The 17,160-nt window shown below is 43.6% G+C and carries 13 protein-coding genes; 4 read left to right on the top strand and 9 right to left on the bottom strand.

The window, feature by feature from the left end; translation table 11 throughout:
• Positions 1-66: 66 nt before the first annotated feature.
• The 3 genes from OA79_RS04910 to OA79_RS04900 form a co-directional block, all read right to left on the bottom strand.
• Entirely contained in the window at positions 67-1,380 is a 1,314-nt protein-coding gene (locus OA79_RS04910; protein WP_063332103.1) for a sulfatase family protein, read from the bottom strand.
• Positions 1,381-1,382: 2 nt separating this feature from the next.
• Entirely contained in the window at positions 1,383-3,320 is a 1,938-nt protein-coding gene (locus OA79_RS04905) for a TRAP transporter permease (RefSeq protein ID WP_063332102.1), read from the bottom strand.
• A 72-nt stretch (positions 3,321-3,392) separates the two neighbouring features.
• Positions 3,393-4,394, bottom strand: a complete 1,002-nt coding sequence (locus OA79_RS04900; protein ID WP_063332101.1) for a TAXI family TRAP transporter solute-binding subunit — start codon at positions 4,392-4,394, stop codon at positions 3,393-3,395.
• Between the two features lie 247 nt (positions 4,395-4,641).
• Between OA79_RS04900 and OA79_RS04895 the strand changes: the two genes are divergently transcribed.
• Together OA79_RS04895 and OA79_RS04890 are read left to right on the top strand one after the other, a co-directional pair.
• The gene (locus OA79_RS04895; protein WP_063332100.1) at positions 4,642-6,408 is read left to right on the top strand and encodes a SulP family inorganic anion transporter; all 1,767 of its coding nucleotides are present in this window, start codon (positions 4,642-4,644) and stop codon (positions 6,406-6,408) included.
• Between the two features lie 19 nt (positions 6,409-6,427).
• A complete protein-coding gene (locus tag OA79_RS04890; RefSeq protein ID WP_063332099.1) occupies positions 6,428-7,342 on the top strand; it encodes a LysR family transcriptional regulator in 915 nt (304 codons plus the stop codon).
• Positions 7,343-7,497: 155 nt separating this feature from the next.
• Here the strand turns inward: OA79_RS04890 and OA79_RS04885 are convergent, their stop codons facing one another.
• The gene (locus OA79_RS04885; RefSeq protein WP_197465358.1) at positions 7,498-8,268 is read right to left on the bottom strand and encodes a TIM barrel protein; all 771 of its coding nucleotides are present in this window, start codon (positions 8,266-8,268) and stop codon (positions 7,498-7,500) included.
• Between the two features lie 394 nt (positions 8,269-8,662).
• Here OA79_RS04885 and zntR point away from each other — a divergent pair, with 394 nt between their 5' ends.
• Positions 8,663-9,109: a Zn(2+)-responsive transcriptional regulator gene (gene zntR, locus OA79_RS04880; RefSeq protein WP_063332098.1), complete on the top strand. Its 447-nt coding sequence runs from the start codon at positions 8,663-8,665 to the stop codon at positions 9,107-9,109.
• A 1-nt stretch (position 9,110) separates the two neighbouring features.
• The gene (locus OA79_RS04875; protein WP_063332097.1) at positions 9,111-10,301 is read left to right on the top strand and encodes an SO_0444 family Cu/Zn efflux transporter; all 1,191 of its coding nucleotides are present in this window, start codon (positions 9,111-9,113) and stop codon (positions 10,299-10,301) included.
• Between the two features lie 33 nt (positions 10,302-10,334).
• Here OA79_RS04875 and OA79_RS04870 read toward each other — a convergent pair whose 3' ends face one another.
• The 5 genes from OA79_RS04870 to OA79_RS04850 are packed head-to-tail and all read right to left on the bottom strand — an operon-like array spanning position 10,335 to position 17,134.
• Positions 10,335-11,324, bottom strand: a complete 990-nt coding sequence (locus OA79_RS04870) for a Bug family tripartite tricarboxylate transporter substrate binding protein (protein ID WP_063332096.1) — start codon at positions 11,322-11,324, stop codon at positions 10,335-10,337.
• Between the two features lie 34 nt (positions 11,325-11,358).
• The gene (locus OA79_RS04865) at positions 11,359-13,476 is read right to left on the bottom strand and encodes an HlyD family efflux transporter periplasmic adaptor subunit (protein ID WP_063332095.1); all 2,118 of its coding nucleotides are present in this window, start codon (positions 13,474-13,476) and stop codon (positions 11,359-11,361) included.
• A 1-nt stretch (position 13,477) separates the two neighbouring features.
• Complete coding sequence (locus tag OA79_RS04860; RefSeq protein ID WP_063332094.1) at positions 13,478-14,830, bottom strand: HlyD family efflux transporter periplasmic adaptor subunit; 1,353 nt, start codon at positions 14,828-14,830, stop codon at positions 13,478-13,480.
• A gap of 5 nt (positions 14,831-14,835) precedes the next feature.
• Positions 14,836-15,624, bottom strand: a complete 789-nt coding sequence (locus OA79_RS04855) for an efflux RND transporter periplasmic adaptor subunit (protein ID WP_063332093.1) — start codon at positions 15,622-15,624, stop codon at positions 14,836-14,838.
• Position 15,625: 1 nt separating this feature from the next.
• Positions 15,626-17,134, bottom strand: a complete 1,509-nt coding sequence (locus OA79_RS04850) for a TolC family protein (RefSeq protein ID WP_063332092.1) — start codon at positions 17,132-17,134, stop codon at positions 15,626-15,628.
• Positions 17,135-17,160: the final 26 nt, after the last annotated feature.

The raw sequence follows: 17,160 nt of genomic DNA, 5'->3' as shown, positions 1-17,160 counted from the left end.
AAAATAAAAAAAGCCAATCTTCAAGGATGAGAGATTGGCTAAAGGCACAACTGGATAACAGGTTACTTAACGTTGCGGCATATCCGCTACGCTGTAGCCTAAACTGACTGTCGCATCGTCTGGTATTTGCGGCATAGTTTCATTCCAATCCAACCATCGCTGCCTCATGTCTGCGAGTTTATCCGGATATCGTTTCGCAAGATTCGCTCGTTCACGGGCATCATTGGTTATATTAAATAGATACTCATGCTCATCGACTTTTAAGTATTTCCAATCGTCTAGGCGCAATGCTCTTTGTCCTCGATGTTTCATACGCCAATATAAAGGGCGTTCAAAACGTTCCGTTTCCCCTTTAAGCACTGGCATGAGCGACACCCCGTCCACAGGATAATCAGGGCTAAACACACCATTCCCAGCTTCAAGCAAAGTTCGAGACCAATCCATCGTCATACAGTGCTGCATGCTGACGCTGCCTTTTTTGACAACACCTGGCCAACGAACCACCCAAGGCACTCGAATTCCCCCTTCGGTTAAGTCCATTTTGCCACCGACCAAGGGCCAATTATCAGAGAAGCGCTCGCCACCATTATCACTGGTAAACACAATGAGTGTATCTTCTGTCATACCATGCTTTTCCAACGTTTCCATGATACGGCCAATACCTTCATCCATGTGATGAATCATTTTTCGGTAAGTATGGATATTACCGCCTTCAAGGTGGAATAAAGTCGTCATTTTTTCAGACAAATGCTCATCATCTCGGGTCTCCCAAGGCCAATGAGGCGCTGTGTAATGAATACTCAAGAAGAAAGGCTGTTCAGATTTCTCTTCTGCTCGACGATTAATAAAGTCTAAAGAATGTTCTGAAATCAAATCGGTTAAATAACCAATTTCTTTGTGTTCTTCTTCATTTATCCATAAATCGTGATCACCTTGTCCACTTTTATGAGAAAAATAATCGACACCACCTGCCATGATGCCAAAGAACTCATCGTAACCCGATGCTCTAGGCCCAAAATGAGGAGGATAACCAAGATGCCATTTCCCCATCAAACCTGTGTAATAGCCTGCTTTTTTTAATTGTGACGGTAGCGTAGGAATATGTGGCGGCAAACCTAATGTGTCACTCCCCTTACTTCGGCTATTAATTGGTTCTTCTAAAGCACCTCGCAAACGATACTGATACGCCATTGTCATCAGTGCAAAGCGGGTTGGAGAGCACACAGGAGAATTCGCATAGCCCTCTAGAAACATCATGCCGTCACTGGCTAACTTATCGATGTTTGGCGAGACTTGTCCGAACTGAGCTTCACGCCCTCCGTAACAGCCTAAATCGGCGTAGCCAAGATCGTCTGCGACTATGTATATTATATTCGTCATTATTATGCTCCCTTAAATTTCTGCAATACTTTTAAATCATGACGTAAATGCCAAACCCACAAGAAGATGGCTAATGAAATACCTATTTGATCCCATAAAATCCCCGGGGCGAACAGCATAACGGCAGCCACCAAGCGAGCAACGATTTCAAATACATGCAATTTACGCCTATGAAAACCAGTCAAAGCAGTCGCCATTAATAAAATGCCAATTGCCAGTTTGATGAGTAGCCAACCCCAAGAAACTAAGTCAAAAGGAACACCCGAATCCCCCACGGTTAACAACATTGGGTTAAAGGCAAAAGTGAATGGAATAATAAAAATCATGATGCCGACTTTAGACGCCTGAACAGAAGTACCGATTGGCCCACCTTTCGAAATACTCGCAGCGGCAAAAGCGGCAATAGCAACGGGCGGTGTGATGGCCGATCCGACCGCAATAAAAAATACAAACATATGGGCCGTCAAAGGGGCTAAACCAAGCTGCTCCATCGCTGGGATAGCAATCGTCGCCACCGTCACATAAGCGGGTAACGTTGGCATCCCCATACCTAGAACGATGCAACAAAAAGCCGCTATCAATAATGAAACCAGCAAAGAGTTAGACACCACACTCGCTAATAACACACTGAATTTAACGGGTACGCCGGTAGCGGATAAAGCCGAAATAACAATACTGACGGCCGCAATCGCCATCAACAAACCCGCGAAAGTTCTACCACCAACACATAGGCTTTTTATCAGCTTAACTGGCTTTTCTCTAATATCTGGATTAATCAAACTCAATGGAAATAAACAAGCCAATGCTGTGATAGAAGCACCGGAAGGAGACAGTCCATACAGTAGTAATGCGACAATAATGGCAAGGGGAATAAAGATCAGCAATAAGTTGAGATAGTCTTGTTTGTTTGGCTTATCAACACCATCAAACTCATCGTCAGCTTTGATGTCTAAGCGACGAGATTCAAACACGATCATGGCAAACAAGCTGGCGTAATAAGCGATCGAAGGGACTAATACGGCAATAATCACCGTCATGTAGTTCACACCGACAAAATCGGCCATCACCAACGCAGCCGCGCCCATGATTGGTGGCATAATCTGCCCCCCCGTTGACGCTGATGCCTCAACAGCCCCCGCAAAATTGGGTGAAAAGCCACGTCGTTTAATCATCGGGATAGTGATGACGCCCGTTCCCACCACGTTCCCAACGGCGCTACCGGATACCGTCCCGAACAAAGCAGACGATAATACCGCTGCGTGAGCAGGTCCACCTGCTGTTTTGCGCATCCAGTGAAAAGCAATTCGAATCATAGAATCGCCGGCCCCAACGCCTTCAAGCAAAGCACCAAGGATAATAAACGGAAACACAGTCGTGATCACAATCCCAAAGGTGCTACCTAAAATTCCCGTATCCAAACTGTATAAAAGGTTCTGAGCTAAGGTTTCATTTACATCATGACTCACCGTCTGCAGCGGTCCAGGCCAATATTGACCAGTTGCCATGTACAAAATCCCGACAACGCCCAGCAGAGCAACGGGAATGCCCCAAATACGCCAACAAAAGAATAAAGCGCCTACCGATGCCAGAACGGCTATCCACATCTCATTCGAACCGAACAAAAACATGCCATCGTCCAACTCGCTGCTGATTTGATAGAAGGACCAACAAGACCACAACATGCCAAACATCAAAATGGTACTAAACAGAGCAACGAAAACATTTGCCTTACCAGTGAAATAATTTTCTAGCATACAAAGTGCAATGGTAATAACACACAAGGCAAAGAAAGAAGCTCGAAAAGACACTAAAGGAAATGGCCCTATTCGAAAATCACCGATGGCAGGCAGGACATTGACCAGCCCATACATACAAATGATAAAGCTCAATATCGCTATGACTAACGAAACCGCTTTAAGAGACAAGTGAGAGGAGGACATAAAAAGCTCCCTTAAATGGAGACGAGCGTCTCCATTTAATTAATATGACAAACAAGTAGGAAAGTAAGAGAATTACTTCGGCATTAATTCAGCTGGGATATCAACACCAATTTCTTGGTAATAACGTACCGCTCCTGGGTGCAAAGGTGCATTAACACCAGCAAAATAATCGGTTACAGGCAGATCTCTAAAGCTTGAATTGGACTCAGCTAGCGCAAGACGATTCTCGATATAATCTTTGGTCAGGGTATAAGCAATATCATCTGAGATGTCTTTTTTAACCGCCATCATCATGACTGTTTGCCACGTAATGACCGGATTTTCATTCACTAGGCCTGGGTAACTTTTCGGCGGAATGACAGCCGTCTGCATCCCTGTACCTTTAGGCGGCACCATTTTTTCACCAGGGATACCAAGTATACGAATATCATTAGACAGACTTAGCTCTGCAACCGCTTGAGAACCGAGACCAAATGTCCCCACATAGACGTCAAATTGACCATCTTGATAACTTTGCGTCGCAGCACCCCATGGGGCCTTTATAGGATCATATTCTCCTTCTGGCAATCCCCCTGCGTTTGCTAATGCGATAATTTGTTGGTTAGCAGCCCCTGCTGGTGGTCCGATAAATACGCGCTTTCCCTTAGCTTCTGGCCAAGATGTTATGCCTGAATCTGCTCGTGTTATCGCATGGTAATAGCTGCCCGGAATAGTGAATAATCCACGTACATTGTGAGACAAATCTTTGGCTTTATCCGACATTTTCGCATAAGGCCCTACGCCTTTTTGCAATGCCGAAAAAGCAGGCGGTGGAACAACTGCAGAATCTAAACTGCCTTTAGCGACTTTAAGAAGGGACTTAGTTAATGTTTGATTAAGTGACAACTGAATGTCCACACCACTCTCAGCCCAAAAAGGGGCCATAGCTTGAGGTATCATACCTAAAAGACTATTAGGAGAAGATGATTCCATACCTATTTTTGCTGCTAATGCATGACTTGTCAGTAACGATGTCACACAAACAACCCCAAAAGTACTAATACCTTGGCGCAATAACTTCTTCACATTCTGCATTATGAACTCCAACCTTGATTATTATTTTTAAAGGTATGTTCAATCTAACCTGCAAATTGATATCAGTAAAATACTTATTTAAGACACCAACCAATCAAAAATGAATACATAGAAATATTTAAATATTCATTTTTGTCGATTTAGAGCACTCTTTTGTCATTTTACGAATACAAACTGATTGTTTACTATCTTCTGTCAGCTTGGGACGGTCTTGTTTCCTCCATTTCGCCAATCAATTGGAAAGCGCATGTTAAAATCCCTACTTCTCGCTTTATTCCCTTTTATTTATTGGGGACGGCAACTCACTACGTCAGACCTCAAAAAAGACCTCATGGCAGGCATTACCGGCGCCGTCTTAGTCCTTCCACAAGGTGTGGCGTATGCCTATATTGCCGGATTACCTCCAGAGTTTGGCTTGTATACCGCCATAGTGTCTGCCGCCATTGCCTCCTTATTTGGTAGTTCCTTCCATATGATATCTGGCCCCACTGCCGCCCTTTCCATCGTCGTCGCTTCTGTTGTCAATCAAATGGCATACAGTGATCTCACCGAGCAGTTAACCATAGTCGTCACTCTGAGCTTTTTAGTCGGCATTATTCAATTCACCCTCGGCACCTTAAGACTAGGGGCTTTGGTTAATTTTATTTCACATACGGTCATCATTGGTTTTACGACAGGGGCAGCCATCCTCATCGCCACCAGCCAAATCAAACACTTATTAGGCGTATCTCTGCCGTCGGGCCTAAATTTTGTAGAAGAAATTAGTACTTTGCTTCATTCCTTGAGCGACACCAACCTTTACGCGCTCGCTATCGGTGCTACGACCTTTATCTCTTCAATACTGATTAAAACCATTAATCGCAAGCTACCCTATTTGTTGATTGGAATGCTGACAGGAAGCCTGCTGTGTCTTTTGTTAAATGCACAGCATCATAACGTTGCCATGGTAACGAGCATGTCGGGGAGTTTGCCACCGATCTCAATTCCAGATCTGTCCTTAGCAAGGATACAGCCCCTGTTTTCAGGGGCCTTTGCCGTAGCACTACTTGGCCTAATTGAAGCGGTTTCAATTGCCCGGGCCATTTCAGTTCGTTCAAAACAGGTCATTGACGGCAATCAAGAATTTATTGGCCAAGGTATGTCTAATATGATCGGAGGGTTCTTTTCTTGCTATACCAGTTCGGGTTCCTTCACTCGCTCAGGCGCCAACTATGATGCTGGTGCGGCAAGTCCTTTAGCTGCAGTGTTTGCCGCCATTATCGTTGCATTAGTTATTTGCTTTATTCCATCCAGTACGGCGTATTTACCCTTGCCAGCCATGGCAGGCAGTGTCTTACTGATCGCTTGGAATTTAATCGACAGCAGACACATCATCGACACGGTCAAACTGAATCCTGCGGAAGCGTGTATTTTAATTGGCACATTTTTATCGACCCTATTTATTCCATTAGAATACGCCATCTACTTAGGTATTGTTTTATCCATAGGCTTTTATCTACGTAGAACCTCTCGTCCACGACTCATTGAAGTGGCTCCCCTGCAAACGACTAAGCATCGAATGATTCGCAACATTGATCGATATAACTTAAATACATGCCCGCAATTCCAAATGATCCGCATCGATGGTTCATTGTATTTTGGCTCTGTCGATTATGTTCAAAAGGAGCTCACTAACCGCACACAGCAAGGTCCTAATCACCTCATATTGGTTGCTAAAGGGATTAATTTCATGGACGCCTCAGGGGTACTTTTGCTGGAATCAGAAATAAAGCGTATTAATAAGCTCGGTGGAGATTTACTTATATGCTCTTTAAAAGGTACGGTATCCGATGAAATTAAAACAATGCCAACGTTTCAAAATTTGTTAAAGCATCATATATTCGATAATTCAAACGAAGCCATCAGAGCGATGCAGGATAAAATAGACAAACAAAAATGCGCCGTTTGCGAATCAAGAATTTTCAATGAGTGTCGCCAATTTCCCAATAATAAACACAATACAATAAACCATTGACGAATAAGAGAATGTCTTCATGGAGTCCAAACACCTCATATATTTAGCCACCATACTTGATAAAGGCTCCATTACGGCCGCAGCAGAACAACTTAACCTGGCTCAGCCTACTCTGACCCGAGCTATGGCGACCTTAGAAATGCAGGCTGGCACTCAGCTGTTTACTCGCAGTCGATTTGGCGTGACCAGTACCCAAGTGGGAGAATCGCTAGCCAGAGAAGGCCGAGCCATTACTCGTCGTCTTAGTGCGGCACAAGAGCAGGTTTCGCGATATAAGTTAGGCATTAAACAAAATTTACGCATCGCTTCGGGTTCCCTTATAGCGATGGGCGTTTTGCCCAAAGTCATTGATCGTATGATTGAAGAACACCCAGATGTGTCTTTAACGATTACCTGTTTAAACCCAACAATTGCGTTAGAAGAGTTGCTCGATGATCAATTTGATATTGTCATTGCCCCGCAATCATCAGAAAGAAATACCACCAGCCTTTATAGCGAATTATTGAAAGAAGATAAGATAGGCATTTTTTGTGGCCAACAACACCCACTGGCCAGTAGAAGCGACATTCAGATTGATGACTTTATGTCTCTAGACTGGTTAAGTCTGGGAATCGCCACTTACTTTGAACAACAAACTACTGAAATGCTCTCATCCTATGGCATACATGGTGCAAGAACGAAAGCCGTGTTCCGCAATGATGCTTACATGTTTATGAGAATGCTAGCGTCTGGTCGCTATCTCGCGGCACTCCCCCACTTTCCAGTTACTGTGGTTAAAAACGAATTTTCGATTCATGAATTAGAACTTAAACACATTCAACCTGTCTCCCGTGACTTGTATCTATGGTGTGTCAAGCCATTACAAGAACAATTCGCCTTTCAGTCTTTTCGGAAAATCGTCAAAGAGGTGTTTGAAGAACTAAGTAGCGAATAAGGTTCAAAAAACAGCTTATTTTAAAATGGAAAATTACCAACAACATCGGCTTAAACAACTTGAACTTCCCTAGCCCCCATTAGCGTGAAATCTAGTTTAAAAAAGCTCGCCTTAGCGAGCTTTTTGTGTTTGATAGACATAGATTGAACCTAGACTCAATTAAAGGCTTTTTCAAAGCGCTCCAACGCCAATCTAGAGTCATCAGATGGAAAGCCTTCAAAGCCCACAACCCCTTTATAGCCTATCTTACGCAAATGCTGTGCGATGGCAGGATAATTCATCTCACCGGTTCCTGGCTCTTGACGTCCTGGTACGTCAGCAATTTGAATTTCACCTATCTGCGGCAAATAGCGAGTCAAAGAGTCCAAAATATTCCCTTCGTCAATTTGCTGATGATACAAATCCAGCATCATTTTCAAGTTTGGATGGTTGATTTCAGACACCAGAGTAAAGACGTCTTCCGCAGTGGCAAAGGGCGAGCCTGGATGGTCTACTTTTAAGTTGAGGTTTTCCAGTACAAACATCACGTCATTTTGTGCACCGATTTCAGCGATGTCTGATAACACTTTATACGCCTTGATCCAGTCGCGCCCCGACACAACAAGACGAGGATTAACCGGCAAGCCTTTATTATCAAGGCCCGTACCATGTAAGTTTAAACGCGGCACCCTCAGTTTTTTCGCCACCGCAACCGATTCGTGTATGGTCGTAAGCAAGCGATCACTGTTCTCTAAAAAATCCCCTTCAATGTAGCCCGTCATCGAGGAAAATGTAACGCCCGTCGACGCCAACGCGTCGATATCATGATTGGTCCAATCCCATAACTCTGGTAAAAAACCCAGTTCAGAAATCTTCTTCACCCTTTCAACCATGGATAAGTCAGTGAACATGGTTTCCGCACAACAGGACAGAGTAAATTTATCCATCGATATTCCCTCTTCTAAGCGTTTAACATCGTACAAAAAGTCTTATGACAATCGCTGATATGAAAAGGGACTTGAAAACCAGACGGAGTGTCAGGTAACGGTTTGCCGAAACAAGGCGAGCAAAACAACCTGATGATCAAGCTGACGCGATTACGACTCGTTTTCATATTTTTATTGTCATACTAATAACAAACGACATTGGGTGTCGGCCGATCGTTGCCGAGTATGCAATCTATGATTCTCACAAGTCAATTGTTCTAGATAGATTCACCACCACTCATGACACCTTCATTTTATCTAAAATAAGATTAATGTTGTCCTTCACTTGACCTTAGACCTAACTCCAAGGTTTATGATTAACTTATTGCCTCATTACTAAGCGGAATTCAACATTATGTATCGAATTGGGGAACTCTCAGCACTCTGCAACATCAATAAAGACACACTACGTTTTTATGAAAAAAGCGGATTATTACAAGCCTCAGCCCGTTCCAGCGCTGGGTACCGATTGTATTCCGAACAAGACAAAGACATCTTATGTTTCATATTGCGAGCCAAAGGAGTCGGATTTACCTTAGCTGAAACCCAAGAATTACTGTCCATTGAAATCGATAAAGAGAGCAAAGCTTGTTCAGATGTGAAGCAACTCGTTGACGATAAATTAACTGAAATTGAGGCGAAAATTGCTGAATTAAAGTGTTTTCAGAAGTCCTTAAAAACACTTTCAAACGCCTGTTGCGGTGGCCATGAAAGCGCCGTTCATTGCACTATTTTAGAAGCACTAGAGCAAGGCTCAAACGACGTTCGCTACGAGCACTCGGTTCGCCAAGGAGATCAATGATATGTTGTTTTTCTCTCACTTTTATCAGCTGTTTTTAGAGTCCGCACCTTGGCTTATTTTTGGTCTTGCTTTAGCGGGCATCATGAAAACCTGTCTTCCAATGAATTGGATGCATCAACAGCTGGGAGGCCATGATATTAAAACAACGCTGAAAGCCGCTTTCATCGGTGCCCCTTTACCACTCTGTTCATGTGGCGTGATTCCAGCGGCCATTGGCTTACGTCGAGCTGGTGCATCAAAAGCGGCTACGAGCTCTTTTCTCGTTTCCACGCCAGAAACGGGCGTTGATTCCATCTCTGTTTCCTACGTGATGCTTGGGCCTTTCATGGCCATTATTCGACCCATTGCGGCTATCTTCAGTGCTATTCTTGCGGGCTTATGCGTAGGCTCATTAGAAGCGCGAAAAAAGCCCTCTTATTCCGCTCAAGAAACACCAGCAGAACATAAGCCATCCTGTTGTGCCCCATCTAATTCAGAAACACCAAAGTCCACTCACCACATGACGGCCAGTTCCCCCGATGACAAAAAGGCTTCAAGTTCAAACTCTTATTGTTCAACCATAAAACAAGAAAACACATCAGCGACTTGCTGCAACACCAAAAAAACAAATCAAAGCAACTCGTTATTCCAGAAAATGAAAGCGGGTTTGCGTTTTTCAGCCACTAACTTAGTGGATGACATCAGTATATGGCTAATGATTGGCATCGGCTTTGCCGCATTTGTACAAGCCTATTTACCGAACAATTTTCTCGCTCAATGGGGAGACGGGATTCTCGCCATGCTCATCATGGTTATCATTTCTGTTCCCATGTATATTTGCGCAACGGCGTCCACCCCCATTGCCGCCGGGCTGCTTTTGGCCGGAGTATCACCTGGTGCTGTTTTAGTCTTTATGATGGCAGGACCGGCAACCAACATAGCGACACTGGGCGTCATCGGCAAAGAAATGGGTAGAAGAACGTTATTAGGCTATTTAATTGGCGTCATCGGTGGGGCGTTGATATTTGGTTATTTAATCAACTTTCTTGTCGCTAAGTTCCATATTGAGATACTGCCAAAAATGGGCCCAGAGCATGCCCTACTTCCCTATTGGCTAACACTGTCATCAGCCATTTTATTGGCTTTTTTAATCGGCTTGTCTTTGGTTAAAAAAGTCCATTTCCCTAAAACAAAGTTAGCCAATGAACACTAAAGTCCTTTTTAACGTTTCGCATAATAAACTCAACTAAGCTTGATAATCGACTCTCGATAACTGAAATTTTTGATACAAAGCCTCACATTTCTTAATCTCCATGTGTATACGCTGCTGTATCTCAGCAGGCGAAAGATCAAGAGTCTTTAAGGAATAAGTTTGCTGCATGGCTTTAAACTCAGACATGAGGTGCATTTCTTGAGTCGCATCACTTAATTCAATTAGACGATTCAAACGAATACTACTCGGTGCCACCCAGCCATACCAACCTCTAAAATCCATTCCTACTACACCCTGCTCAGCCAATGTCGGCACCTCAGGCCAGGGCGAATGTCGCTGCTCTGAGCAGACTCCAATAACACGCAATCGACCACTTTTTATCGCACTGTCTGCATTACCCGTCACCATAAAGCCAGCCGCCAGAACGCCATCTAGAAGGTCTTCCGTCATTAAAGATGTGCCACCATAGGCTTGCGCTCTCAAAGCTATTTTTTTTTGATAGGACAACTCTAAACCCGCTAAATGACTTTCTGAACCATATAATACGGTGCCAAAATTACGGTATTCAGGATTCTCTTTTACCCATTCCACATAGTCGTCTAGGGTTTTTACAGAACGATCCACCAAGGGCCCCACGACCAACATGTAAGAATACTCACCCAAAAAGGTAATGGGCACAAAATCCGTTAGTGGATCGTAAGGTAAATTCCGGTACAAACAAGTAAACAGCGACATAATAGTACCGTTAACTTGCAGCAAAGTATTGCCGTCCGATAGAGACTGCCTTACTAGTTCCGTTGCTGCGACAGTATTTCTACCTGGCTCATTGATAAATCGATAATCGAAATTAGGATTCACCTGATACATCAAATCTGCTGCAGCTTTACCCACTTTAGTGCCAATGCCGGTGGATCCGTAACCAAAATACAATTTTCCTGTGGGGTTATCCGATACAGCAAAGGCTGGCAGCATTGGTTGAGACAACAAAGCGCCACTCGCAATTAAGAAATCTCGTCTATTCATGAACACCTCACAAAATAAGAGTCTCGCGTACTCATTAGCGACGCAGCTCAGTTAATATTAAAGTCCAGACATTCGCCCAAGCTTGGCTAGCCACACTCTGAGGGCTGGCTTCGATCACCACTTTACCGGACAACTGTAAATCGCGAGTGATTTCACCCGTTTCAAAGGTAAATCTAACCTGATGCAATGCTTGTACTGGCGACGCAACCCCCTGATCGTCTTTCTCCGTCGCAATATCACCACCATAGGCTTTGTCTAACTCAACAATCTGCAAAGCATCGATCGCAGAAGGTGTAATCGCTTCAATCTTGGCGTCTTTCTTAGACCAAGACGGATCATCAGGGTAAAAATACGCTTTCGCACCAGAAGTGAGACGCTGCATTTGCTTTTCATTCACAAAAGCGACACCTTCTTGCTGGTCACGTGCAACAATCCGTCCTAATGACTGAGAAGGAGCCACCCACTGTCCAGCTTGCAACTGCAAAGGCACATCCACTAAACGACCACTCGCTGGTGCACGCCATTGCAAACGTTTTTCTTGTTCTAATAATGCTTCTAATGTGGCCTTAGATTTTTCATACTCTTGCACTAAAACCAGAGCAAATTCCCGCTGTCTTGCCTCACCAACAACACGGTTTAAACTCTGCTGTGCAAGGTTATAAGAAATCTTGGCCTCTTGAATTTTTTTCTCTAAATCAGGTGAGTGAAAACGAGCAATGAGTGCGCCTTCCTCCACTGCTGAATTCACATCAAAATACCAATTTTCGATATAAGCATTCTCAGGGGCACGAACGACAGCAATCTGGCTATGACGTACCACGCTTGGTAGGCTGACCGATTGATCTAAGGGGAAAAACATCAAGCAGACACCCCCAAAGAGAAGCGATACTAAAACCCCTTTTCTCAACCAAGAAAGCAATTGACGTTTCTGCCACCATTCACTCAATTTTTTTATCATAGGCGCCACTACATAGGTCATTACGACCGCAACAAATAAACACACACCTAATGCCGGTAAAAGCAGGCTGTACATTAGGTAACTAACACTGGTTAAGAGGATGATTTGATAGAACCAAGTAGCAATACCAAAACCCACTAACGCAAATGCAACACGACCTTTCGCTTGATCAGGTACGTCTACAGATGGGCCTATTACCAATCGATCTAAGAACCATCGTCCCCAGGACATTGCTTTAGATTGAAGGTTCTCTACCTGCAGAAAATCACTCAAGATGTAATAGCCATCGAACTTCGCAAAAGGATTAAGATTAATCAACAAACTGGTAGTCCAGCAGGTGGTTGCCACCATAAAAGCAAGGCTACGTAACAAGCCATCGGATAAAACGGCCCAGAAAAAAGTGGCAATTCCGGCAATCATAATTTCCGTTAAAATACCGCCAGCACCGATCAACATACGTTGTCTGGCACTATCAAGACGCGATACATCATCCAATTCGGTATACAACATGGGAAAAAACAAAAAGGTTGCAATACCGATACGACCCACCTTACAACCAAAGTAATGTGCTAAATAAGCATGACCAAGCTCGTGAAAACATTTAAGCACGCACAAGGTAAGACCAAATGCAATCATCCCCTCAACATTTAATAGACCACTGGCCGTGTTAATAAACTCATCCCATTGACGAAAGGAAAAGTACAAACCAAAAGTGGTTATCACCAACCAAATGAATAAAAAGATTTTATGTCCAACAAGGCGAACAACGGGATCAATCTGCTTCAATAAAGGCTGCATTAAAAAAATAGGCCGACGATAACTTCTCACTTTATCCAGCCAATGCTGCCAACCATTACTTACTTGACCACCTTGAAGGTATTTTGTCTGCTGTTCACTGTAATCTTCAGGTGAATGCAATTGGAACAATTGATAACGCTTTAAAAACGCCATTAAACCTTCCAGTTGACCATCATCAAAAGCCAAATTCATTCGTTGCAATGATTGCTTTAAAGCGCCGACCGTGCCACTTTGCCAAAGGGTTAACAGGCTAATATCAGCTTCTTCAAGCAAAAAACAACGATGTAAAACAGGGTCATAAAGACGCCAACGGCGTTTTCCCGTATCCGTTAAAGGCGCTTCTTCAAGCCGCAAGTCCTCCCTCAAAGACGGTAATACGTCGCTATCATTCAACATTTTATATGCCCATCCATTGACGAACGGTGTTCACAGGGCGACGTAATACATGCCAGATTAATGGCGCGTGCTCAGCGTAAATTCGTGCGGTTCCTCGTGCACCTATTTTCGGCGTTTTGCCAACAGTTGGTGAAGCCAATACAGTGAAACTCGCTACCCCTTCCTGAGTCACAGTTGGTAAATAACTAACACTTTCTAATTGCGCTTCATGCCCACCTAATGGCGCACTGTCTAAATAAATCGAAATTTTTGCACCTGACTCAAACGCCATGGACTGAGCAGATGGCAAATCAATTTGATATTGAATCTGACCCGGTTGTGCGACTTGTAAGATACGTTCACCCACTTGAACCGCCTTACCTTCTAAGGCTTCTTTGTCAGCATAAATGACTAAACCAGAACGCGACGCTTTCATCTGAGTTCTATCTAGCTGCTCTCTTCTGTAGCGGGTTTCAACCAAAGCCAAAGACAACTCTGCTCGAACCGCATTCAGCTGATACTTTCCCTCACCCGATGTAAAAGACTCCCCTTGAGTTTTCTCAAAATTCGCCTTAGCCACAGCCAATCGCTGTAATTCAATGAGGTACTCATTCCGCATTTGAATGTCTTCAAAGTTCAATAATGTCTGACCTTGATCAACATAGGTGTTTGGAGCAATGTTGATGCTTTTAATCACGCCATTAAATGGCGCCGTCACAATATAAGGATCTTTAGCAATCACTTGTACAGGCGCCATCACACTCATCGGCAAAGGAATTGCACAGGCAGCAACCAATACAGCCGCAAAAGAGAGTTTTAAGAAACGTGATTTACCACGACTCAATCTCGCCTTATTAGGCTTTGCTTCGATTGCCCGAAAAGCATGTTCATAGGTTTCAGCTAGTCGGGATAACAAGGCTTGCTGTTGTTCTGAGTAAGCAAAGTTACTAAACAAAAGTACAAATAAACAACTGTCACCATGACCACTTTCTGCCGCAATCGGCTGCCAATATGTGCATTCGTATGGAAGATCATGCTCTTCCCCCAATACCTCTTTAATTGGATAAGGTTTCGCTTCATTTAAAGAGACATCAAGACTCGCCCACTGATTCAGTTTGTAAATCAGCGGACTGCTCTTCTCAATTTCCGCAACATTATTCGACAAGAGAACATGACGTCGTTTTCTGCCACCCTGCTCAAACACAAAAGCAAGATCATAAGGGATTAAACGACTCAACTGATTTGCGAGGTGAAAAATCAACTCATCCCGTTTCGAACAACGGCGTATATCCGCTTCGAACTGTAACAACTTCAGTGCTGACGCTGATATATCAGCCTTTGGTCTTAATGCGTCTTGCGATATTTGAATAGCCATTTAGATCATCCTCGATCAGTAAACAATGCACTGCCACTCATTCCTGGTAATATGCCGGTGTCTTTCACCTCTTGCGGTGAGAACTCGCCAATGACTTTCACAGTGCGACTCACTGGATCAATAATAGGCAAAATACGCGTTACTTTTGCATGCAATTCGGCATTCAATTCATCGACAAAAAACGAAAAATCAGACTCTAATTTTAGCCATTTAAGCCAATGAGAAGGCACAATAAGTGACACTTCTAAATGTGAGGTATCGACAATCGATAACAAAGGTTCGTTTGCTGGTACAACCTCAAAAGGATTGGCCAGATTTTCAACCACCTGCCCGTCGTATGGAGCACGAATTTCACAGCTAGTTACATGACTGTCCAAAGACTCTTTTTCAGCAATGGCTTTATTGAGTTCTTCTTGCGCCACAACCACTTCGTATTCACTAATGGCTTCAAAAGTCGCCATTTCTTTGTTTGCTTCTACTTTTTGCAATTGGATCGCGACATTGGCTTTTGAGGCCCTAACATCTGCTAGCGGTTTACGACAATCAAACTGAACCAAACGTGCGCCTTTCTTAAAACGAGTGCCAGAAAGCGCTGGCATATCAATGATTTTTCCATTAATGCCGGATTTCAAAGTCGCTTGATTACGCGCATTGATGACCCCTCTTGCGTCGGTGATTTTTCGCTCAATCTGCATTCCATCAGATTTCAAGCTATTTAGATCAATAATGTCTAGTTCATATTGAGCAAACACATTTGATGACAACAACACCGCCATACCAATTAAATATTTCATATCACACTCCTAACTCAGGTAACACTAAGGCACGTTGTGTCCAATGTTCTTTCAATTTTTGGGTTAATTCTTCGATATCAGCGTCATCAGATATGGTGATGTTTAAGTTTGCTAGCCCCATAGAGGCATACAAACTGGCATAGGCATTCTGTAAATCGGCATAGGCTGAGTCATAACTAATTTCATCTAAAATTTCGTTCATCTTCTCCACCACCAATTGGCGTTGGCTGATTTGCTTAGTGCGATAGCCCGCTTCAGTCAAAGCGACAATCCGGGACTGCACATCGTGATTTTTTCGAATGGTGTTTAACTCTTGAGAAATACGGATAAATCGCGCTCTCGCGACATGAATTTGCGTCACAATGGCCATGACCATGGCTTGTTGACGGGCCAGTATTACCTCAGACTCCGCCTCTAATGCGTCTTTTTGAAGTGGGTAGCGGAATAAAGACACTAGATTCCAGCTGACATTGGCACTTAAATTCGCCCATTGATCATTTGCCAAATATTTGTTGGAGTTATAATTGGTCCCCAAGATAAAGTTCAGGCCAGGTAGAGACTCATAAAAAGACGCGTCTTTTTTGTACTGATTAATTTCTTTTTGATAAAAAATTTCTCGTAATTCAGGGCGATATATCAAACCATAGCGGACCATTTGACGAGCAGACCCAGGCAATACAGGTACCACATCAGTTCGTGACGGAATCTCTAAAGTAAAGCGTGTTTTCGGTGATAAATTAATTAAGGTAGCGAGTTGATACTTGGCGAGAATCAATTCACGCTGTAATTCTTGTACATTGGTTTGCACCGTCAACAACTCGCGTTGGTACTCCAGGGTTGTTAACAGAGGTACTTTACGAGTTAGTTCCAGTTGAGTTGCTTGATACAAAGCACGTTGCGCTAAGCTTTCTAATTCAAGCAGTTTTTTATAAGTACGTTCTGCACTCACCGCTCGCCAATAAGTCGTTCGCACACTTTCAATAATGCGGTTAACCACTTTACGACGACGCTCAACTGCAATACTTTCTTCGGTTAAATCTTGTTGGGTCTCTGCGTAAGCCACGCCAAAGTCCAACAAATTCCAACTGGTTGTCAGGTCTGCATTGTAATAAGTTCGTTCGGTAGAAGTAGAAGGTTCTAACGACTCACGATCGGTCTCCAATGATCGGCTGCTTGAACCTGAATCATTGCTTCGTGAGTTAACGCCAAATGTCGCCAATAGGCTTGGCCACATACCAGTACGCGTCACTAAATGTTGACGGTAGCGAAACTCTTCATCCTTTTGCTCTATTTTTTCATCCAAGTTATAAACCAGCGCTCTAGCCATCGCTTCATACAAAGAGATAGGCTTGAGCACAGGCTCATTGGTTTGAATGTCATTCATAAGAGTTCGATGCGCATCCAAAGATGCAGCATCGAAATCAATCGGCTTTATGGTGGTTGAACACCCTGCGATCAAAAAAGCAGATAGGCATGCAACACTGACCTTGTGCGCTGCTTTCCTTCCCATTTAGATACTCCAATTAGTTAGCACCA

Source organism: Marinomonas sp. TW1, assembly GCF_001625355.1.
In the GTDB taxonomy this organism is placed as follows: domain Bacteria; phylum Pseudomonadota; class Gammaproteobacteria; order Pseudomonadales; family Marinomonadaceae; genus Marinomonas.
This window is presented reverse-complemented; position numbering and strand designations above follow the sequence as displayed.